We start from the raw sequence: 19,874 nt of genomic DNA on the forward strand, positions 1-19,874 counted from the left end.
ATCCCGCGACACCGTCGCCGCCACCATCCAGCGCCTGGCACGCAACGTCCGCCTGGTGTTCGACTACCTGGGCATGACCGAAAATTCCCGCCGTCGGCGGGGACGGCCAGCCACGGCGGGCTAGAACGGATTTGCCGTGGTCGCGGCCTCCCTGCGCCTTGACAGTCCGGCGCCAAGCCCCTAGATTGGCGGTTTAGCACTCTCGGTGGGCGAGTGCTAACAGTGGCGGCGCCGGCCGATCAGCGACCGGCGCGTTACTCAACCACCAGAGAACTAGAGCAATTATCCATTGGTATCCCAGGCGAGACAGGTCGAAACCCCGGTGAGCGAGCGCGCCATGCACTTCCTCAAGGTGCTGGTGGAGCGCTATATCAAAGACGGTCAGCCGGTCGGCTCGCGGACCCTGTCGAAGGACGCGGGCCTGGATCTCAGCCCCGCGACCGTCCGCAATGTGATGGCGGACCTGGAGGACCTGGGGCTGGTCGTCTCCCCCCATACCTCGGCCGGGCGGGTGCCGACGGCGGCCGGCTACCGGGTGTTCGTGGACTCGCTGCTGACGGTGCATCAGCCCTCGCCACAGGACCTGGAGGCCCTGCGGCAGCGCTTCGCCGGTCCCATGGATGCCAAATCGCTGGTGGAGTCGACCTCGCGGCTGCTCTCAGGCATCACCCACCTGGCGGGGGTCGTGATGTTGCCGCGCCATGAGCGCCATGCCTTTCGCCAGATCGAGCTGCTGCCCCTGTCGGGGGCGCGCGTCCTGGCGATTTTGATTACCAGCGAGGGTGAGGTCCACAACCGGATCATCACCACCGAGCGCAGTTTCACGCCCGCCCAATTGGAGGAGGCGACGAATTACCTCAACCGGGTATTCACCGGCCAGGACATCAAGGACGTGCGCAAGCGCCTTCTGGAGGACTTGAAGGATACCCACCAGAATATGGACGCGCTCATGATGCGCGCCGTGACCCTGGCCCATGAGGTGGTGACGGCGGCCGAGGGGGCGGACGACTGCTTCATTGCCGGGCAGACCAATCTGATGGAGTTCGGGGAACTCGCCGGGATGGATCGTTTGAAGCAGTTGTTCGATGCCTTCAATCAGAAGCGCGAGATCCTGCATATCCTGGATCGCTGTATCGCCGCCGATGGTGTGCAGATCTTTATTGGCGACGAGTCCGGGTATGACCTGCTCGACGATTGCAGTCTGGTGACCACCGCCTATCGGGTGGACGACCAGGTGGTGGGGGTGCTCGGCGTCATCGGTCCCACCCGGATGGATTACCAGCGGGTGATACCGATCGTGGACGTCACCGCGCGGCTGCTCGCCGCCGCATTGCGGCAGTAGCGATCGATTGGCCGGGGCCAGCGACCGACCCGCGCGGGTCGGTGCAGGCCCCGGGACCATGCCGGGCCGGGGGCCGCTTTGCGGATCATCGGCGCGGCGATTTGCAGTTACGGAGGTCAACATGACACCAGAGTCTACGGACAAACAAACCCCAGATGTCGCCGCGGCGGCAGCGGATTCGGGCTCGTCGGCGGCGGAGTTAACGGCCATCGAGCAGCACGCGGCGACCCTGGCCGAACTCAATGCCGAACTGGAGGCGGCGCGTGCCAAGGCCGACGAGCATTGGGACCAACTGCTGCGGGCGCGGGCGGAGACCGAAAACCTGCGCCGTCGGCAGGCCGCGGAGTTGGAGAAGGCGCACAAATACGCGCTGGACAGTTTCGTGCGTGAGTTGCTCCAGGTCCACGACAGCCTGGAGCTGGGGGTGGCGGCCTCCTTGGACCCGGGCGCCGATCTCACCAAGCTGCGCGAGGGCAACGAGCTGACCCTCAAGCTCTTGGGCGACGTGATGACCCGTTTCGGCGTGGCGCCGGTCGAGCCGGAGGGACTGCCCTTCAATCCAGAATTTCACCAGGCCATGTCCGTGCAGCCGCGCGCCGACCTGGCACCCAATACGGTCACGGTCGTGCTGCAGAAGGGGTACACGCTTAACGGCCGACTGGTGCGTCCGGCCCTGGTCATGGTGTCCGGCGCCGCCTGAGGCGGACCGACCCGGCACCCGCCACCGCGGCGCTATCAACAAACCGGCTTGAACGGCCGTCGCTTACCCCCCAACTGAGGGGGCAATGCGGGACCGACATCCGCGAGATCATAGAGAATTCGGAGATAATTAAATGGCAAAGATCATAGGCATCGACCTCGGCACCACCAACTCCTGCGTCGCCGTGATGGAGGGCGATACGGTCAAGGTCATCGAGAACGCCGAGGGCGACCGGACCACGCCGTCCATCGTCGCCTATACGGGAGACGACGTGGTGGTGGGCCAGTCCGCCAAACGGCAGGCGGTGACCAACCCGCACAACACCCTGTACGCGATCAAGCGTCTGATCGGCCGCCGTTTTGAGGACAAGGTGGTGGCCAAGGACAAGGACATGGTGCCCTATAAGATCGTCAAGGCCGACAACGGCGACGCCTGGGTGGAGGTCAACGGCAAGAAGATGGCGCCGCCGGAGATCTCGGCCAAGGTCCTGCAAAAGATGAAGAAGACCGCCGAGGACTACCTGGGCCACCCGGTTACCGAGGCGGTCATCACGGTGCCCGCCTACTTCAATGACTCCCAGCGACAGGCCACCAAGGACGCCGGACGCATCGCCGGGCTGGAGGTCAAGCGCATCATCAACGAGCCGACCGCCGCGGCCCTGGCCTACGGCATGGACAAGAAGCGCGGGGACCAGAAGATTGCCGTTTATGACCTGGGCGGCGGTACCTTCGACATCTCCATCATCGAGATTGCGGAGATCGAGGGCGAGCACCAGTTCGAGGTCCTGTCCACCAACGGGGATACCTTCCTGGGTGGCGAAGACTTCGACATGCGCATCATCGATTTCCTGGTGGCCGAGTTCAAGAAGTCACAGGCGGTGGACCTGCGCAATGATCCGCTCGCCTTGCAGCGGCTCAAGGAGGCCGCGGAGAAGGCCAAGATCGAGCTGTCGAGCAGCCAGCAGACCGATATCAATCTGCCCTATATCACGGCCGACCAGACCGGTCCCAAGCATCTGAATGTCAAGCTCACCCGCGCCAAGCTCGAGTCCCTGGTCGAGGAGCTGGTGGATCGTACCATCGAGCCCTGCCGCATCGCGCTGAAGGACGCCGGTCTCACCGCCGGGCAGGTGGACGAGGTGATCCTGGTGGGCGGCCAGACCCGTATGCCCAAGGTGCAGGCCAAGGTCGAGGAGTTCTTCGGCAAGACGCCACGCCGTGACGTGAACCCGGACGAGGCGGTGGCCATCGGTGCCGCCATCCAGGGCGGTGTGCTGGGCGGTCAGGTCAAGGACGTGCTGCTGCTGGACGTCACCCCGCTGTCGCTCGGCATCGAGACCCTGGGTGGGGTCATGACCAAGCTGATCGAGAAGAACACCACCATCCCGACCTCCGCCCAACAGGTCTTCTCCACGGCGGATGACCACCAGACCGCGGTCACTGTGCATGTGCTCCAGGGCGAGCGCGAGCGGGCGGTGGACAACAAGTCGCTGGGCCGGTTCGATCTGAGCGATATCCCGCTGGCCCCGCGCGGCGTGCCCCAGATCGAGGTCAAGTTCGACATCGACGCCAACGGCATCTTGAATGTCTCCGCCAAGGACAAGGCGACCGGTAAGCAGCAGTCCATCGTCATCAAGGCGTCTTCCGGGTTGTCGGACGCCGAGATCGCCAAGATGGTCAAGGACGCGGAGGCCCATGCCGAGGACGACAAGCGCTTCCACGAACTGGTTTCGGCCCGCAATCACGCCGACAGCATGATCCACTCCTGCCGCAAGTCGATGGAGCAGCTCGGGGACAAGATGGAGGCCGGCGAGAAGTCCGGGATCGAGTCCGCCATCCGTGACCTGGAAGAGGCCATGAAGGGCGAGGACAAGGATCGCATCGAGTCCTTGACCAAGGCGTTGGGGGACTCCTCGGCCAAGATGGCCGAGCGTCTCTATGCCCAAGGCGCGGCGCCGGAGGGCGGTCAGGGCGGCCCGGGCGAGGGTACACCCCACGCCGAGCACGGGACCGGCGCCGGCAAGGACGACGTGGTCGATGCCGAGTTTGAAGAGGTCAAGGACGATAAGAAATAGTGTTCAGCGGGCAGTGGTCGGTCGACGAAAGGCGCGTGCCTGTGGAACGCGCCTTTCGTCGTTACCGTCATCTGCCCAGAGGGATCGTTCACTGACGACTAGACACCGATCATCGACCACAGCCCATGCCCAAACGCGACTATTACGAGATCCTGGGGATCGCACGCAACGCCAGCGAGGCCGACGTCAAGAAGGCCTTCCGGCGGCTCGCCATGAAGTTCCACCCGGATCGCAACACCGGCGATGCCAGTGCCGAGGCCAAGTTCAAGGAGGTCAAGCTGGCCTACGACGTACTGTCCGACGCCAAAAAGCGCTCCGCCTATGACCAATTCGGCCATGCCGGCGTGGAGGCCGGGGCGGGGGGCTTCGGCGCCGGTCCCGGCGACTTTGGCGGGGGGTCCTTTCAAGACATCTTCGGCGATGTCTTCGGCGATATCTTTGGCGGGCGCGGCGGCCGCCGCGGCGCCGGGCGCGGTTCAGACCTCCGCTATGACCTGAGTCTGACGTTGGAGGAGGCGGTCGCCGGCAAGGATGTCAAGATCCGTATTCCCACCCTGGTGGAGTGCCAGTTCTGCGGCGGCTCCGGCGCCAAGCCCGGGACCAAGCCGAAGACCTGTCCGACCTGTAGCGGCACCGGGCAGGTGCGGATGCAGCAAGGGTTCTTTTCCATTCAGCAGGCCTGCCCGCAGTGCCGCGGCAAGGGCAACATCATCGAGGAGAGCTGTCCACACTGTCGCGGGCGCGGCCGTTTGCAGGAGGAAAAGACCTTGTCGGTCAAGGTGCCACCGGGGGTGGACACCGGCGATCGCATTCGCCTGGCCGGGGAGGGCGAGCGCGGTGAGACGGGCGGCATTCCGGGCGATCTCTATGTCCAGGTCCAGGTCCAGGAACACCCCATCTTCACCCGCGAGGGCAGCCACCTCTACTGCGAGGTCCCCATCGGTTTCGTCGTCGCCGCCCTCGGCGGGGAGATGGAGGTGCCTACGCTGGATGGTAAGGTCAGTCTGCGGATCCCCGCAGGGACCCAGACCGGCAAGATGTTCCGCGTCCGCGGCAAGGGCGTGAAGCCGGTGCGTGAGAGCGTCAACGGCGATCTCATCTGTCGCGTCCTGGTCGAGACCCCGATCAATTTGACCGAGCGCCAAAAGGAACTGCTGCGCGAGTTCGACGGCCACCTGCAGGAGGGCGGCTCCCGGCACAGTCCGCAGGCCTCCACCTGGGTGGATGGGGTCAAGAGCTTCTTTGAGAAGATGGGTTTCTGATCGTTTTTTTCGCCCGCTGGGCGAAAAAAACTCGTTCCCACGCTCCGCGTGGGAATGCATCCGGGGCTCTTTTCTGGCTCCCACGCTCCAGCGTGGGAGCAAGTGCCGACGCTCCAGCGTCGCGAAATAAGGGCGATGACATCGCCCTGGGACTCGGCGGCGTTGGGCATCGTTCCGGCCACTCGCCCCAGAGACAAGCCAGATTTTACCGTTCTCTGCGTCTCGGCGCCTCTGCGTGAGGCATTATTGACTCACGCAGAGACGCGGAGGCGCAGAGGAAGATGAGAATGGCGGCCGCTGGCCGGAACGATGACCAAGGCCGACTAGGCTTTGCTGACACCGCTTCGCGGTGTCACCCATGTGTTAGCCGCTCTGCGGCTCATGGTCTTTTTTGCCAAGTGGAGCATTGGAAGCAAGTTGAAGCTATTTCTTTTCTTTAAGTTCTCCAACAACTCCTTTTAGAACCTTTTGTATTTCTCTTAATTTTGCTATTCTCTTGTCTGTTTCTGCTATTCTCTTGTCTGTTTCTGCTATTCTCTTGTCTGTTTCTGCTATTTCTTTTCTGTCTTCTGCTATTCTCTTGTCTGTTTCTGCTATTTCTTTCTCAAGCCGACTGTTTACAGCGTTTCCTCTTTCATCGGCTGTTGTTGCAGATGCCCTGTGTCGTTCCAACGCGGCGGCATAGCGTTCCGGAAAATATTTTCTTGTTTCCTGGATTGCGAAGTCTAAATTAACGACGGCCTTCCCTCTGAATCCTTGTGGATTATTGCCCATGGCCTTCATGGCAGTAATGAAGGAAAACGTTGCCTTTTTAGCGCCTTTGATCTTGGCTTGATCCGTGCCTGCTTCCTGCAATAGACTCCGGTAATAGGTCAATGCGGCCGACTGATCTGCGGGAGCCAGTTCTTTATACAAAGAAAGACGCTCGAGTAGAGTGGCATTGTCGCCCGCTGCCACCTCCGCACGAGCGGGTTCTGCCGTGGCCGTGAGCGGCAAACCGTGCATCAGCAGCGACGCCGCCAGCACGATGCCCCCTGTCAGTTTGCGAGAGTTCTGCATCATCGAATCGTTCCTCGTGATCGTTGAGTGGTTGCCCGGTCGCTTGGAAAATGGCCTGACTCGTGCCGTCACCGGGCGACTACGGCTTTCCGTCTGTTGCGCGGCACGGCGTGAGATTTATGGTCCCGCCGATCGCATGAGGTCTTTTTCTGGCTCCCACGCTCCAGCGTGGGAGCAAGCGACGACGCTCCAGCGTCGCGAAACTCAGGGCGATGACATCGCCCTGGGACTAGGCGGCGTTGGTTATCGTTCCGGCTACTCGCCCCATAGACAAGCCAGATTTTACCGTTCTCTGCGTCTCGGCGCCTCTGCGTGAGACATTATTGACTCACGCAGAGACGCGCAGGCGCAGAGGAAGATGAGATCGGTGCTCGGCGATTCACCCGATGGGTGAGCTGGACACTCGACACATCGCATTGTCTTTCTTGGCGAGCGTTGCGCCTTGGCGTGAGCAATTGCCGTATTTAAGATCGTCGCTGTTGGCGGCCAACGTCATGCCAATTGGCGACCGAAGTCAGTTGAGGGGGGCGGCCGCAGGCTCATCAGGTGGCCATCAGTGCGTCGCGTACCCGCTCCAGCCGTCCTTTGACCTCGGCGGCGAGCAGCGCGACCTCCGGTTTATCCACCAGTTTCAGGACCGCCTCAGGGTCCATGAAGGCGACGGTGATGGCGCCGTCCGCCTCTGTGCGAACGACCACGTTACAGGGCAGAAGCAGCCCGATGTCGGGATCGGCCTCCAGTGCCCGATGGGCTAGCGGCGGATTGCAGGCACCGAGGATGCGGTAGGGTCGCTGCTCGATCCCCAGTTTGGCCTTGAGTGTGGCCTGTACGTCGATGTCAGTCAGGACACCAAAACCTTCGCCCTTCAGCGCCTCGGTCACCTGGGTGACGGCCTGGTCGAAGGGGCCCTTGAGTGTCGTGGAAAATCCGTACATTACATCTTGCTCCTCGGGTTCTTGGGAGATGGGCGCACCGCCCACCGGGTGCTGCGTCCGGTGGCGATCCAGTCCTGCTTCATTGCAGCCATCGCCGGCGATTTCAAGCCGCCAAGACGGGAGGCAGGATCGTATGCCATCGACGCCAATACCATTGCGTTTATGATTTGCGCCATGCGGGAATCTTGCATTGCCGCCGGGCATCCCAAGATGAAGACGCAAACCCCAGCAGACCAGAGGTCTGAACAATCGGTCTGAACGAGCGGTCTGAACGAACGGTCTGAACAAAGGGCGCCGCGATCCATCGCAGGCCTCCCGATGAGGACACCGACACGCCAGTGTTGCTCGTCCCGCGCCCCGATGGCGGTAAGCCACGGGGGTTCCAAATCGACCGCGATGACGCGGCCCAGGGTCGGGCATCGGCGGTACTCCGGGGGCGAGAGCGCCCCCTATCCACACCGAGAATCGATCATGAATCATTACAGAATGAACGTCCGTCTGGCGACGGCCAGCGGGCTGTCGCTTGGGCTGCTGCTTGCGGGCTCGCTGGCCAGCGCAGCGGAGGCCCCGGGCAATCAGCCCCAGGCGCCCGGCTATGGCCCAGGGATGATGTATAACCTGACCCCCGAGCAACGCCAGCAGCACTGGGAGCAGATGCAGCAGGGGGGGGTACGGCGCCGGGTCGAACCCGCCCCCCGAGCAGCGGCAGCAGCAATGGGAACAGATGCATCAAGGTGGCAATGCCCCGGGGATGATGGGCTACGGCCAAGGGGGCATGATGGGCGGGCCGGCGGCTGCACCGCCGGCGACAAAATCACCATGACAGCGCCTCTCGGCGATCAGTGATTCCCGTTCTTTCATGCTCGCCATGTGATACCCGATCCGCGCCGCCGGGGCCAAGTCACGTGTGGCATGCGGCTACGATGCCTTCTCGTAGCGCAGCCACTTGGTGATGGTGGTGGATCGCTTCAGTTCGGCCGTTCGCCGTGGGTCATTGGTCCAGAGTTGGAGTGCGCGGGGTGTCATTTGCACGATGATGATTCCCCAGCGTTTCACATACAGCCAATAGATGCCGGGATGGTCGATGGCGACCGTGAAATAATTGGCGATATGGCGGCGTGGTGGGAATATCCGGTTGATCAGCAGCAACAGGCGCCCGCGTGCCGTCTTTTCCTTCGCCAGGTGTTCCACCGTGTGGCCCAGCATCTGCTTGGATTGCTGATGCAAAAACATGGCTTCGAGTGCGGCCTGACGGACGTCCTGCTCGTCCGCGTCCAGTGGTCGCAGCCCATCCAATACCGCCGGCGGCGGCAGCACCCCCAGATGTTCCCGCACCAGGTCCAACATCAGCCAGACACCCCGGCTCCAGCCCAGTTCATGGGCGCGCGCCAGGACATCGCTCCAGTCGATGGGGCGCGGCGGTCGCGTAATGAGTTGGGCAATATCGAGCAGCGCGCGCGGCCCGACATACGCAAAGCGATGGTGAATCGCCGCGTGGAAACAGAGCAGCAGCAAGTGATCCTCCAGACACAGGCTGCGGCAGGGCTGGCCCGCCAGCGTCACGATGTCCGACCGCTGCCAGAATGGGTCCTCGTCAACCGCCGTTTCATCGATCGGGTGGGTCAAGGACCAATGGATGTCGAAAAAGGCGCCCGACACCGGGTGAATGAGTTTAAATTCATTATTGGCCGTCGCGAGATCACGGATATCCGAGCAGTTGGGCGGGATATTGAAGCCCTGGGCCTGCGCCAGTTGAGTGAATCTTGGCATGTCCTGCGGACGCAGCAGCAGGTCGATGTCACAGGAGCCGCGGGCCTTGAGGTCGCGGTAGATCGTTTCCGCCAGCCACAGGCCCTTCATCAGCAGGAACGGTACTCCAGCCGACTCGCAGGCAGCGCGCATTTTCCGCAGCTGTGCCTGCCTTCGCAAGTTCTGCATGAGTGTTGAGCGCACGGTGTGATTCAGGCGCCGTAGGTCCCGTTCGCTCATCCGCGCACGCAGCCCCTCGTTGTTCTTGAGGTAGGCGTTGAACTCGAATGCCAGGCGGCATTGGATGGCATGACGGGCGAGACGATGCCAGTCGTCGGGGCTCAACGTCTCAAGCCGAACCCTGGTGGTCGGGGCGGGATGCGTGTGGAGTATTTCTAATAGCAGACCGTAAAATGGGTTGAGCATGATGTCAGGGCGATTCGCTTCCCCACAACCAGGCCGCGCCGCGCACGCCGCTCGCGTCGCCATGGACCGGCGGCAGGATGCGGGTGGCGAAGCCGTCGCAGAAGAGGTGGGGGCGGATCAGGCCGGGGAGTTGTGCGTAGAGATGTGGGAGATTGGAGAGTCCTCCACCCAAGACGATCACCTCCGGGTCCAGCACATTGATGACGGTGGCCAGCCCGCGGGCGAGGCGGTCGGCATGGCGGTGCAGGGTTGCTTGCGCCGCCGGGTCGCCGCGGGCGGCCGCGGCCTGGATAGCGAGCGGGGTGAGGTCTGCGCCGGTGTGCCGCTGGTGGTCGGCGGCCAGTCGGGGACCGCTGAGGTAGGTCTCCAGGCAGCCGTGTTTGCCGCAGTAACAGGGCGGTCCGTTGCCCTCCTCGGGCGTGGGCCAGGGCAGGGGGTTGTGGCCCCATTCGCCGGCGATGGCATTGGGTCCGGCCAGGAGTCGGCCGGCGATCACGATCCCGCCGCCGGTGCCGGTGCCGATGATCACCCCGAAGACGCTGCCGGCCCCGCGGCCGGCCCCGTCGGTGGCCTCCGAGAGGGCGAAGCAGTCGGCGTCGTTGGCCAGGCGCACGGGGCGCCCCAGGCGCTGCGTCAGGTCCTGCCCCAGCGGCCGGTCGTTGAGCCAGATCGAGTTGGCGTTGCGCAGTCGCCCGCTGAAGGGCGAGATGGCCCCGGGGGTGCCGAGGCCGATGGACCCGCGCTGGCCGGTCTCGGACTCAATGGTGGCGATGAGGCTCGCGATCGCCCCCAGGGTTGCGCCATAGTCATCCCGCGGGGCCGGGATGCGGCGTCTGGCCAGGGTGGCGCCGGCGCCGTCGAGTGCAATGGCCTCGATCTTGGTGCCGCCCAGGTCGACCCCGATGCGCATCGCCTCAGGCCTCGGGTCCGTCGGGGCTCTCAACCCCGGAGGGGTTGGTGAAGCGGTCATTGAGGGTCTGGATGTAGATGTCGCAATTTTGCAACACCAGCTCCACCTGCCGTTGCGCGTCATTCCCCCAACCGGCCGGGGTGGTGAGCAGCATGGGCCGCACCGGGCGCGTGTTGCGCTGGAAGGCCCCGACCAGGTCGCCCGCCAGGTTCGACTCCGCGGCCCGCCCGCGCACCCAGCCCAGCAACCCCTTGGCGGCCAGGTGTCGGACGCCGAAATGGACGGCCACGGCCAGTAATGTCAGGAGGACGGTCAGGGCCGGGGGTGCCCATGACGATTGGGCGAACGCGTCCCACCAGGGGGGGTTGTAGCTCAGACCCTGCCAGTGGCCGGCGTTGATGCCCCAGAGCAGGAAGATGGCGATGGCCAGCGCAAACGCGGCGACATCCATGAGCAGGACGCGTTGGCGCCAGCGCCCGAGGGCCTGGGTCAGCAGGGCCGCGGCGCCCTTGCCGATGGCCGTGGCGGTCTTGTCCAAGGCGCCGACGATACGATAGGCGCGCTCCACCTCCACCGAGTGCATGCGCCCATGGATCTCTTTGAGATCCGCGTCGCGTTTGGCCTCATAGCGACGGCGCTTGGCCTCGTCCTCGATCGGGCTAGCCGCGTCCGGGCTGTAGATGGTGTAGAAACGCCCGGCGGTCAGCCCCTCGTCGCTCAGTGCGCGTTGCCAGGCGGCTACCACGTCCTCCGGATTGTCCTCGCGCGCGGTCATGTCGATCTGGTTTAGGATGAACATGAACTTGCCCGGGTCGATCCGGTTCATCGTCTTGCCGACCAGATGGTGCAGGGTGTCGCGCATGGCGCCCGGCTCCGGGTGGCGGGCGTCGAAGAAAACCAGCACCAGGTCGGACAGATCGATGATGTGATCGACGATGCGCAAGGTGGCCGTGCGCTGCTTGTCTGCATCGAAGCCGGGGGAGTCGATCAGGATCTTGCCGCGCAGGGCCTCGCTGGGGCAGCCCTGGAGTTGCAGATAGGCGTCGATCCGTCCGCCCTCGCCGCTGGCTACCTCATTGATGCTATTTGAAATACGATATAGCGGGAAACGCGGGTCCGCGTCCAGGGCCACGCCGGGCAGGGCATGGGGCGTGGCGGCGCGGCTGTAGCAGATGACGGTGAAGCGATCGTCCACCGCCTGGTTGCCGGTGCGCTGCACCTTCTGTCCGAGGAAGTGGTTGATGAAGGTTGACTTGCCGGAGGAGAAGGTCCCCAGGACCGCGATCAGGGGCCACCAGGGAATCTGGGTGGCATAGGACTCGCTGGCGGGCATCAGCCCCATGCCGTGCGCGACCCGGTCCAGTTCCCGGAAGCTCTGAATCGAACTGAGCAGCACTGGATTTTCTTGTTCCAAATGGCGTTCCAGGTTCCTCAGACGCTGGGAGACAACCTCTTCTGTCGGCATTTAGCGATTCCTTAAGGTTAGCAGCAAACGCCGCGTCGGGTGAGGGCCACCCAGGATCCGGATCGGGGTCCGCTTGGGAGGGCAGTATTCGGTCGTGACGCGTCGCCGCACGGCACGAAAATGACGGCAGATGGTATACCGATCAACCGTGGCGCGGTAGTCTGAAACCCTGGGGTGCGGCGCGGCGGTTGGTGGCGGCGCGTTGGGGTCGGCCCAGGGGGCTTGCTATCAGCCTGTTTTCTTTTGTGTTCCCGCGCGTTGCTTGAATCGACCCGGGGGGCGCGTGCATACTGAGCGGCCGGTGCGTCGTCGCGTTGCGTCGACCGTGAACCGGCGGGCCGGTGATCCGATTAAAAACCAATCGCTTAGTGTGCGAGCCGATGGGAACTATGATGAGAAGCGCTGTTGGTATCTGCCTGTTGGTCCTTGCCGCCGGGGCCGTCCTGGCTGCCGGTCCCGGCGCCCCGGGGTCCAGGGACTTGGGTGACTCGGTGGTGGTCCAGCAGGCTCAGGGGGTGCCTAGCGTGTCCTTGGGTGGGACCGTGGTCCCTTACAAAGAGGTCACGTTGGCCGCCCAGTTGCCGGGTCGAGTCGCCTGGCTCGCCGGTATCGAGGGCGACACCTTCAAAGAGTCCGACCTCTTGGTCGGGATCGACGACGCTGAACTGTTGGCCAGACGCCGTGCCATGCTCGCGCAACTGGACAGCGCCGACGCCCAGTTGCGCAACGCCGGGGTGCAATATAATCGGGAGGTGTTCTCCCCGCGCTCCAACAATGCCCCAGGTGGCATGGGGATGCCAAATCTGTTCGACCAGATGTTCACCCGCCCGATGGAGAGCGTCATCGGCGACCGGGAGCGCGGGACCGAGCGCGGGGCGGACATCTTTGCGTCCCGCATCCAGGTCCAGGAGGCGCAAAACACCATCATGCGGCTGCAGGCCGAACTCCAGGGCCTGGATACCAAGATTCGCGACGCCCGCAGCATCGCCCCCTTCGCCGGGGTCATCGCCAAGAAGTTCGTCGAGGTGGGGGACACGGTCCAGCCGGGGCAGCCCCTGCTCAATTACGCCGATGTGGCCTACCTGCAAGTCGAGGTGGAGGTGCCGGCGCGTCTGCGCGCGGGGCTGCATGAGGGCATGATGGTCAAGGCGGAGTTGGACCAAGCCAATCGGCAGGTGCCGGTGCGGGTGGCCCAAATCTTTCCCGTGGCCGACAGTCAGCGGCACACGGTCAAGGTCAAGTTCGACCTGCCCGAAGGGGTGTCCCAGCCGGGCATGTATGCCAAGGTACTGATCCCTGACCCGAGCGCCCCGGCCCGCGCCAATCCGGTGGTCCCGTCGAGCGCGATCCGTTACAACGGCAGTCTGCCCGGCGTCTATGTGGTCAGCGAGAGCGGCGAGCCCCAATTGCGGCTGATTCGTATCGGCGAGGGGCTCAACGGTGGCTTCGTTACCGTGTTGAGCGGCCTCACGGCGGGTGAGCGGGTGCTGGTCAATCCGGGTCCGCGGGTCACCTCCGGTTGGGCCCAGGGGGCTGGCCGCGGTCAGTAGGGCGATCCGCCATCCCGGCGTGCCGCAATGGCGGAACCGCCTGTGGCGTTCCGCCCGACGCATACGAATAAACGGATAGTTGCCTGGAAGTCTCATGAGCCAAGAAGTGACCGCCCCCCCCCCACTGAGCCGCCGTCGCGCGAGGAAAATCTGGGAATCGCTGGGCGTAGCGCGCGGTTTTTTATCCGCTCGCCGCTCTCCCCGCTGTTCTATGTCGCCATGCTGCTCATGGGGCTGCTGGGCTTGATCCTGACCCCGCGCCAGGAGGACCCCCAGATCTCGGTGCCCATGGTCGACATCATGGTGCAGTACCCGGGGGCCTCGGCCCAGCAGGTCGCCAATATGGCGATGCAGCCCCTGGAGCGGATCATGAGCGAGATCCCCGGGGTCAAACACGTCTACTCCGCCTCCCAACGCGGCCAGGGCTTCGTTACCGTGGAGTTCGACGTCGGCCAGCCGATGGGGCCGTCGCTGGTGAAGGTGAACGACAAGCTGGCCTCCAATATGGACAAGATCCCCCCCGGGGTCCTGCCGCCATTGGTCAAGAGCAAGGGCATCGACGATGTGCCCATCGTCACCCTCACCCTGTGGTCCAAGGACCTGGACGGCAACGGTATCCCGGACGTGGACGACGGACAGTTGCGCCTCCTGGCCCAGGACGTACTCCAGGCCATCGGACAGGTCAAGAACACGGGCCCCGGCATGATCATCGGCGGTCGGCGCGAGCAGGTGACGGTCGATGTCCTGCCGGAGCGACTGTCCGGTTATCAGATCAGCCTGGACCAGGTGGCCCAGACGCTGAAGACCGCCAATGCCGAGACCTCGGCTGGCGCGTTGGAATCCAGCGGCTCACACTTTACCCTGACCAGCGGTGCCTTCCTGGCGGGCGTCGACGATATCAATCGGCTGGTGGTCGGGACCTTCAACAAGGCACCGGTCTACATCCGCGATGTGGCGCGGGTGGCCCTGGGACCGGAAGACGCCACTCAGCTGGTCGCCTATTACACCGGGCCGGCGGCAGAGCGCCAGGAGGCACCCGATGGCCGTCCGGCGGTGACCATCGCGGTGGCCAAGAAGGAGTTGACCAATGGCGTGACCGTGGCCAATGCCATCATCGAGCGGGTGACGGAGCTCAAGGGCAGCCGCATCCCCAATAACGTCGAGGTCAGTGTCACCCGCAATTATGGACAGACAGCGGACCAGAAGGTAAGTGAGCTGATCGGCAAGCTGATCAAGGCGACCTTCTTTGTCTTCGTGCTGGTGTTGCTGGCGTTTCGTGCGCTGCGCCCCGCCATCGTGGTCATGCTGGTGATCCCGGTCGTGCTCTTCATGACTGTCTTTGCCGCCTGGGTCTGGGGCATGACGATCGATCGGGTGAGTCTGTTCGCGCTGATCTTCTCCATCGGTATCCTGGTGGACGATGCCATCGTCGTGATTGAGAACATCTACCGGCGCTGGCTGGCGGAGGGTCGCACCGATGACGAGACCGCGGTGGACGCGGTACGCGAGGTGGGCAACCCGACCATCCTGGCTACCTTTACGGTGATTGCCGCGCTGCTGCCGATGGGCTTCGTGAGCGGCATGATGGGTCCCTATATGGCCCCGATCCCCAAGCTGGGGTCGGTGGCCATGTTTATCTCATTGTTTGCGGCCTTCGTCTTCACCCCGTATCTCGCCATCTCTAAGTGGCTGCGTCCATCGCTCAAATACCTGGCGGCGGCGGAGCGGCGTGAGCACCGGGACGCGGAACACATCGAGCGCTTTTTCCGCGCGATTCTTGTCCCCCTGATCGAGAGCCCGGGCAAGCGGCGCGTCTTTCGGCTGGTATTATGGGGTTCATTCCTCTTCACCTGCTCCTTTTTCTATTTCAATTGGGTCGCGGTGAAGATGATGCCGCTCGACAACAAGCCTGAATTCTCGGTGGTCGTCGACCTGCCCGAGGGCACCGCCTTGCCGGTCACGGCGAACCTCGCCGACCGCCTGGCGGCGAACCTGCGGACCCTGCCCGAGGTGACTGCCCTCCAGGCCTATGTCGGGACCGCGCGGCCCTTCGACTTCAACGGGATGGTGCGGCACTACTATCTGCGCGCCGAACCCTGGGAGGCGGAGATCCAGGTCCAGCTCACCGACAAGCACGCGCGCAAGCGCACCAGTCACGAGATTGCGGTGGCGGCGCGCGAGTCGCTGGAGCCGCTGCTCAAGGGCACCGGGGCCACGCTCGCCGTGGTGGAGATGCCCCCGGGTCCGCCGGTCCTGCAGTCGGTGGTGGCGGAGATCTATGGGCCGACACCCGCGTTGCGGCGTGCCTTCGCCCGCGATGTCACTCACTATTTCCGCCAGGCGGAGAGTACCCGCGATGTCGACAATTATCTGCGCGCGCCTTACAGCTATTGGCGTTTCGACGTCGATGCAGAGAAGGCGGTTCGGCGCGGGATCTCGGTCGACACGATCAATCGCAACCTCTCCATGGCCTTGGGCAGTGCGCCCATCGGCGACATTAAGCAGGCGGCGGGCCAGCAGAGCGGTCATGAGCCCACGGCGATCATTCTGCAGGTCCCGCTCGCGGAACGCTCGCAGGTCGATCGACTGGGCGACCTGCCGATCCAGTCCAACCAGGGCTTTACGGTCCCGTTGCGTGAGTTGGGCCAGTTTCGCTACGCCCAAGAGGAGGACCTGATCTATAACAAGGACCTGCGTGGGGTCGAGTTCGTGGTTGCCGATGTGGGCGGGCGCCTCGCCGCGCCGGTCTATGCCATGTTCCAGGTGCAGGACCTGATGGCGGCGGCCAACTATACCGCCCCGGACGGCACCCAGCCAGCGGTGGACGCGAATGCCTTTTATTGGTTGAAACCCCCGCCGACCACCGATCGGCTCGTCGTGCAATGGGGCGGGGAATGGACAGTCACCTTCGAGACCTTCCGTGACATGGGCGCGGCCTTCATGGTCGCCCTGGTGCTCATCTATATCCTATTGGTCTGGGAGTTCGGTCACTTCCGTATCCCGCTCGTGATCATGGCGCCAATCCCGCTGACGCTGCTCGGCATCATCCCGGCCCACTTCATCATGTTCCAATTGGGGTACGGGGGGGCGTTCACGGCCACCTCCATGATCGGTTGGATCGCGCTGGCCGGTATCATCGTGCGCAATTCCATCCTGTTGGTGGACTTCTCGCTGCACGAGATCCGGCGCGGCACGCCGGTGGCCGAGGCAGTGATTCGCGCCTGCAAGGTCCGCACGCGGCCCATCCTCATTACCGCCCTGGCCCTGGTCGCCGGCTCCAGCGTGATCATCACCGATCCGATCTTCCAGGGGATGGCCATCTCACTGCTGGCCGGCACCCTCGTCGCCACGGTCTTGACCCTGATCGTTATCCCCCTGGGCTGCGTGGCCCGCGCTGATGATATGTGTACAGTCGCCGCCGCCACGGCGCTGCACCTGCCGGCCTCCGGGCTGCCGTGCCAGGCGCAGATGGCCGCACGTGCGGCGGGGCCGGCGCAACCCACCGGTGGCGTACTGGCGAAGCTGTGGGAGGTGCTGACCCTGGTCTTCTATGCGCTGCGCGGCATCTTCATCCTGCTCTTTGACCTGGTGAAGAACGCCTTTAAGCCCAAGCCGCCACCCCGCCCGCGGCGGCCCACGACGCCCTCGCCGTCAACCCCGGGTGCCGATCATGATGCTGGCGCTGGCCCGCTCGCGGATGCCGGGGCGGCCAACGCGCCGCCGAGTGCGGCGGCGCCGGCGCAGACCGACGCCACCGCGACCGCCAAGCCGCGTTCGGCGTTGGTGATGCGACCGGCCCCCGCGGCGAGTGCGGACACGCCTGCTGCGGACGCTGCGTCGGTCGCGGGAGCGTCCCCGGACTCGGCCGCGCCGGCGGGTGCCCAGCCGGCCGAGGCGGCGCCGAAGGTCGCAAACCAGTCGCCGCCGAAGCGCTCGCCGCGCCGCGGCATCCGGCTAAAGGTCGATGATGATTCGGCGGGGGACAAGTCTTGAGCCGAGGGCGCCGGCCGCTGCTGCGCCCCGCCGTGCTCCGGTCGTCGCAGGCCGGCGCGCTGTCCCGGATACTGCCGCTGCTGGCGGGTGCCCTACTGGTCCAACCCGGGACGGCGGGGGCGAATCCCTGGGGCATCCGTGACGACCAGGGCGCGGCCCAGCGGCCGGCCCCGGGTCCTGACTGGATTCAGGGTACTGCGGCCCCGGCGGCAGCCGATCGCGACTGGTCGTCTGGCGATGCGGTCGGGGCGAGTGACGGATCGCTCCCCGGGTGGCCTGACACGGGGAGCGCGCCGGCCTCGAACAGCGACTGGGGTCGCGGCGTTGCGGCCGGCGAGCCGCCGGGTCCAGCCTATCGGTTCCGCCCGGACACCGGCGACGCCGATCTACCGGTGCAACCCCAGGGAGCGGGGGCCCTGCGCTCTGTCGATACCCCGGCGATTCCCACCGCTGGCTATCGCTTTCGCGGTGATCCGCCAGGGTCGGTCGGGCCTGGTGCCGGCTCGCCGGACCCGGGTTCTTATCGTTTTCGTCCCCTGACTGAGCGGGAGGAGGAGCGCCGGGGAGCGGGTGCGCAGCCGCGACAGCGCCCGCGCCGCCCGCCACCGCCCCCGGACGCGCCCACCGAGGATGGCAGCGGGCGTTGGCCGTCATGGTGAGCGAGTCCGTTTGAACCCGGTCGCGCGGCCGTGGGGAACACGTTTTTTGAGGTCTAACCGAGTAACGAACTTAAAGGAGGCGCAAGGGCATCATGAGCATACACACACGGGTGGTTTCGGCGGCATTGCTGGCCGTTGCGATGGCGGCGGCGGGGGCGGTGCGGGCCGATGGGACCGCCGTCCAGTTCGCCGCGGACATGGCGCGCAGCGCACCGGACGGTCAGACCGTCGGGGGCAAGCTGTTCGTGGGCGATGGGCGGACCCGGATGGAGCTGTCGCAACAGGGTCGGGACGTGGTGCGGATCAGCGATCAGCAGCGCGGCATGGAGTGGATGCTGTTCCCGGCCGATAAGACCTATCTGGAGCGCTCGGCACCCGCGGGGCGCCCCCCGGCGACGCCTTCGGCCGAGGCCGATCCCTGCGCGGCCCTCAAGGGGCTCACCTGCCGTCGGGTCGGTATCGAGGAGGTCAACGGGCGCCCCGCGGTGAAGTGGGAGATGTCGATGACCGACAAGGGCCAGGCCCTGACCGCCACCCAGTGGCTGGACGTGCAGCGGGGCCTGCCCTTGAAGAATGTATTGCCGAACGGTCAGACGATGGAGCTCAAACTGATCGGCAGCGAGACCCTCAACGGTCGCCCGGCGGAGAAGTGGGAGATGACCACCGCGCTACCCAACCAGCCGCCGGCGAGCAGCATGCAATGGTATGACCCGGAACTGAAGCTGGCCGTGCGGGAGGAGTTTCGCGGCGGGGCGGTGAGCGAGCTCAAGAACATCAAGGTCGGTACCCAGCCGGACGACCTGTTTAAGATCCCTGACGGGTACACCAAGAAGACCCTGCCCCAGCCCGCGCAGCTCCCGGGTGCGCCGCCAGTGGATGCAACGCCCCCGGCTGCACCGGCCCAACCGGACGGGAAATAGCGTGAGCGCACCGCCGCCTCCCTGCGGCGGTGCCTGCGCCGACCGTCTGGAGCCGCTGGGCGGCGGACGGTTGCGGACCAATGGATACCGACGCGGAGTCGCAAGCACGGCATGATCACCCTGGTAGGCAGTCTCAAGGGCGGCTCGGGTAAGAGCACGGTGGCATTCAATCTTGGGGTCTGGCTGGCGCTGGCGGACGTGGCCTGCCAGTTGGTGGATATCGATCCCCAGGCAACCCTCACCGACGTGATCGAGGTGCGTCAGGAGGAGGGGTTTGCCCCGCCATTGCGCGTACACGACAAGACTGGCCTGTCGCGCGAACACTTGCAGGGTGCGGGCGAGGTCCTCATCGACGCGGGCACGGCGGACATGGATAGCCTGCGCCTGGCGTTGGCACTGTGCGATCGGGTGGTCGTGCCGGTGCAGCCGTCCCAGGCGGACATCTGGTCGGCCCAGCGCTTCATCCGTCTGGTCGACTCGGTGGCGCGGGAGACGCCGCCCGAGGTGCTCGGCTTCATCAACCGCGGCGACACCCATCACGCGGTGCGCGAGACCGATGAGGCCGCCGCCGCACTGGTGGCGCTCCCCGGCATCCGCCTCATCAGGCCGCGGCTGTCCCAGCGAACCGTGTTCCGGCGTTCGTTCAGCGAGGGGCTCGCGGTCTTTGAGCTGGAGCCTAAGGGTAAGGCCGCCCGCGAGTTTCTGGGGCTGGCGGCCCTGCTCTATGCCGACGAGTTGACTTGACCATGGCATGGGTGTGGGTAGCGGTGAAACGCCGTTTTGATCGGCCGTTTTCTGTTAAGCTCTTCCGACCAATGCAGTCAATTTTT

At 64.9% G+C, this 19,874-nt stretch carries 15 protein-coding genes; 10 read left to right on the top strand and 5 right to left on the bottom strand.

The features are described 5' to 3' along the window. Positions 1-337 precede the first annotated feature (337 nt). The 4 genes from hrcA (at position 338) to dnaJ (ending at position 5,378) form a co-directional block, all read left to right on the top strand. Positions 338-1,342, top strand: coding sequence for a heat-inducible transcriptional repressor HrcA (gene hrcA, locus QZX93_RS18925; RefSeq protein ID WP_295391515.1), 1,005 nt, complete (start codon positions 338-340; stop codon positions 1,340-1,342). Between the two features lie 121 nt (positions 1,343-1,463). Further along, positions 1,464-2,042 (top strand): nucleotide exchange factor GrpE, encoded by a 579-nt coding sequence (grpE, locus tag QZX93_RS18930; protein ID WP_295391446.1) that lies wholly within the window; start codon positions 1,464-1,466, stop codon positions 2,040-2,042. A 133-nt stretch (positions 2,043-2,175) separates the two neighbouring features. Continuing rightward, entirely contained in the window at positions 2,176-4,116 is a 1,941-nt protein-coding gene (dnaK, locus tag QZX93_RS18935) for a molecular chaperone DnaK (protein ID WP_295391448.1), read from the top strand. Between the two features lie 125 nt (positions 4,117-4,241). Next, a complete protein-coding gene (dnaJ, locus tag QZX93_RS18940) occupies positions 4,242-5,378 on the top strand; it encodes a molecular chaperone DnaJ (protein ID WP_295391450.1) in 1,137 nt (378 codons plus the stop codon). Positions 5,379-5,801: 423 nt separating this feature from the next. On the opposite strand, the gene QZX93_RS18945 is transcribed toward dnaJ, so the two are convergent. Together QZX93_RS18945 and QZX93_RS18950 are read right to left on the bottom strand one after the other, a co-directional pair. After that, positions 5,802-6,440: a hypothetical protein gene (locus tag QZX93_RS18945; protein ID WP_295391452.1), complete on the bottom strand. Its 639-nt coding sequence runs from the start codon at positions 6,438-6,440 to the stop codon at positions 5,802-5,804. A gap of 539 nt (positions 6,441-6,979) precedes the next feature. Further along, positions 6,980-7,372, bottom strand: coding sequence for a DUF302 domain-containing protein (locus QZX93_RS18950; protein ID WP_295391453.1), 393 nt, complete (start codon positions 7,370-7,372; stop codon positions 6,980-6,982). 471 nt (positions 7,373-7,843) lie between these two features. Here QZX93_RS18950 and QZX93_RS18955 point away from each other — a divergent pair, with 471 nt between their 5' ends. Beyond that, positions 7,844-8,218 carry a hypothetical protein gene (locus QZX93_RS18955; RefSeq protein WP_295391455.1) on the top strand — a complete coding sequence of 125 codons (375 nt, stop codon included), beginning with the start codon at positions 7,844-7,846 and terminating at the stop codon, positions 8,216-8,218. Positions 8,219-8,290: 72 nt separating this feature from the next. Here QZX93_RS18955 and QZX93_RS18960 read toward each other — a convergent pair whose 3' ends face one another. Genes QZX93_RS18960 through QZX93_RS18970 form a run of 3 tightly spaced genes read right to left on the bottom strand, consistent with a single transcriptional unit; the run spans position 8,291 to position 11,922 of the window. Beyond that, entirely contained in the window at positions 8,291-9,547 is a 1,257-nt protein-coding gene (locus QZX93_RS18960) for a nucleotidyltransferase family protein (RefSeq protein WP_295391457.1), read from the bottom strand. A 4-nt stretch (positions 9,548-9,551) separates the two neighbouring features. Beyond that, positions 9,552-10,457, bottom strand: a complete 906-nt coding sequence (locus QZX93_RS18965; RefSeq protein ID WP_295391459.1) for an ROK family protein — start codon at positions 10,455-10,457, stop codon at positions 9,552-9,554. Positions 10,458-10,461: 4 nt separating this feature from the next. Beyond that, a complete protein-coding gene (locus QZX93_RS18970) occupies positions 10,462-11,922 on the bottom strand; it encodes a dynamin family protein (protein ID WP_295391461.1) in 1,461 nt (486 codons plus the stop codon). Between the two features lie 389 nt (positions 11,923-12,311). Here QZX93_RS18970 and QZX93_RS18975 point away from each other — a divergent pair, with 389 nt between their 5' ends. The 5 genes from QZX93_RS18975 to QZX93_RS18995 all read left to right on the top strand — a co-directional run bounded on the left by QZX93_RS18975 (position 12,312) and on the right by QZX93_RS18995 (position 19,788). Next, complete coding sequence (locus QZX93_RS18975; protein WP_295391463.1) at positions 12,312-13,472, top strand: efflux RND transporter periplasmic adaptor subunit; 1,161 nt, start codon at positions 12,312-12,314, stop codon at positions 13,470-13,472. A gap of 219 nt (positions 13,473-13,691) precedes the next feature. After that, the gene (locus QZX93_RS18980; protein ID WP_295394842.1) at positions 13,692-17,465 is read left to right on the top strand and encodes an efflux RND transporter permease subunit; all 3,774 of its coding nucleotides are present in this window, start codon (positions 13,692-13,694) and stop codon (positions 17,463-17,465) included. Continuing rightward, positions 17,462-18,124 carry a hypothetical protein gene (locus QZX93_RS18985; RefSeq protein ID WP_295391467.1) on the top strand — a complete coding sequence of 221 codons (663 nt, stop codon included), beginning with the start codon at positions 17,462-17,464 and terminating at the stop codon, positions 18,122-18,124. Before QZX93_RS18980 ends, QZX93_RS18985 begins: the two co-directional genes overlap by 4 nt. A gap of 92 nt (positions 18,125-18,216) precedes the next feature. After that, positions 18,217-19,044 carry a hypothetical protein gene (locus QZX93_RS18990; protein WP_295391469.1) on the top strand — a complete coding sequence of 276 codons (828 nt, stop codon included), beginning with the start codon at positions 18,217-18,219 and terminating at the stop codon, positions 19,042-19,044. 111 nt (positions 19,045-19,155) lie between these two features. Beyond that, complete coding sequence (locus QZX93_RS18995; protein ID WP_295391471.1) at positions 19,156-19,788, top strand: AAA family ATPase; 633 nt, start codon at positions 19,156-19,158, stop codon at positions 19,786-19,788. Positions 19,789-19,874 lie beyond the last annotated feature (86 nt).

This window comes from uncultured Thiodictyon sp. (assembly GCF_903946935.1).
In the GTDB taxonomy this organism is placed as follows: Bacteria; Pseudomonadota; Gammaproteobacteria; order Chromatiales; family Chromatiaceae; genus Thiodictyon.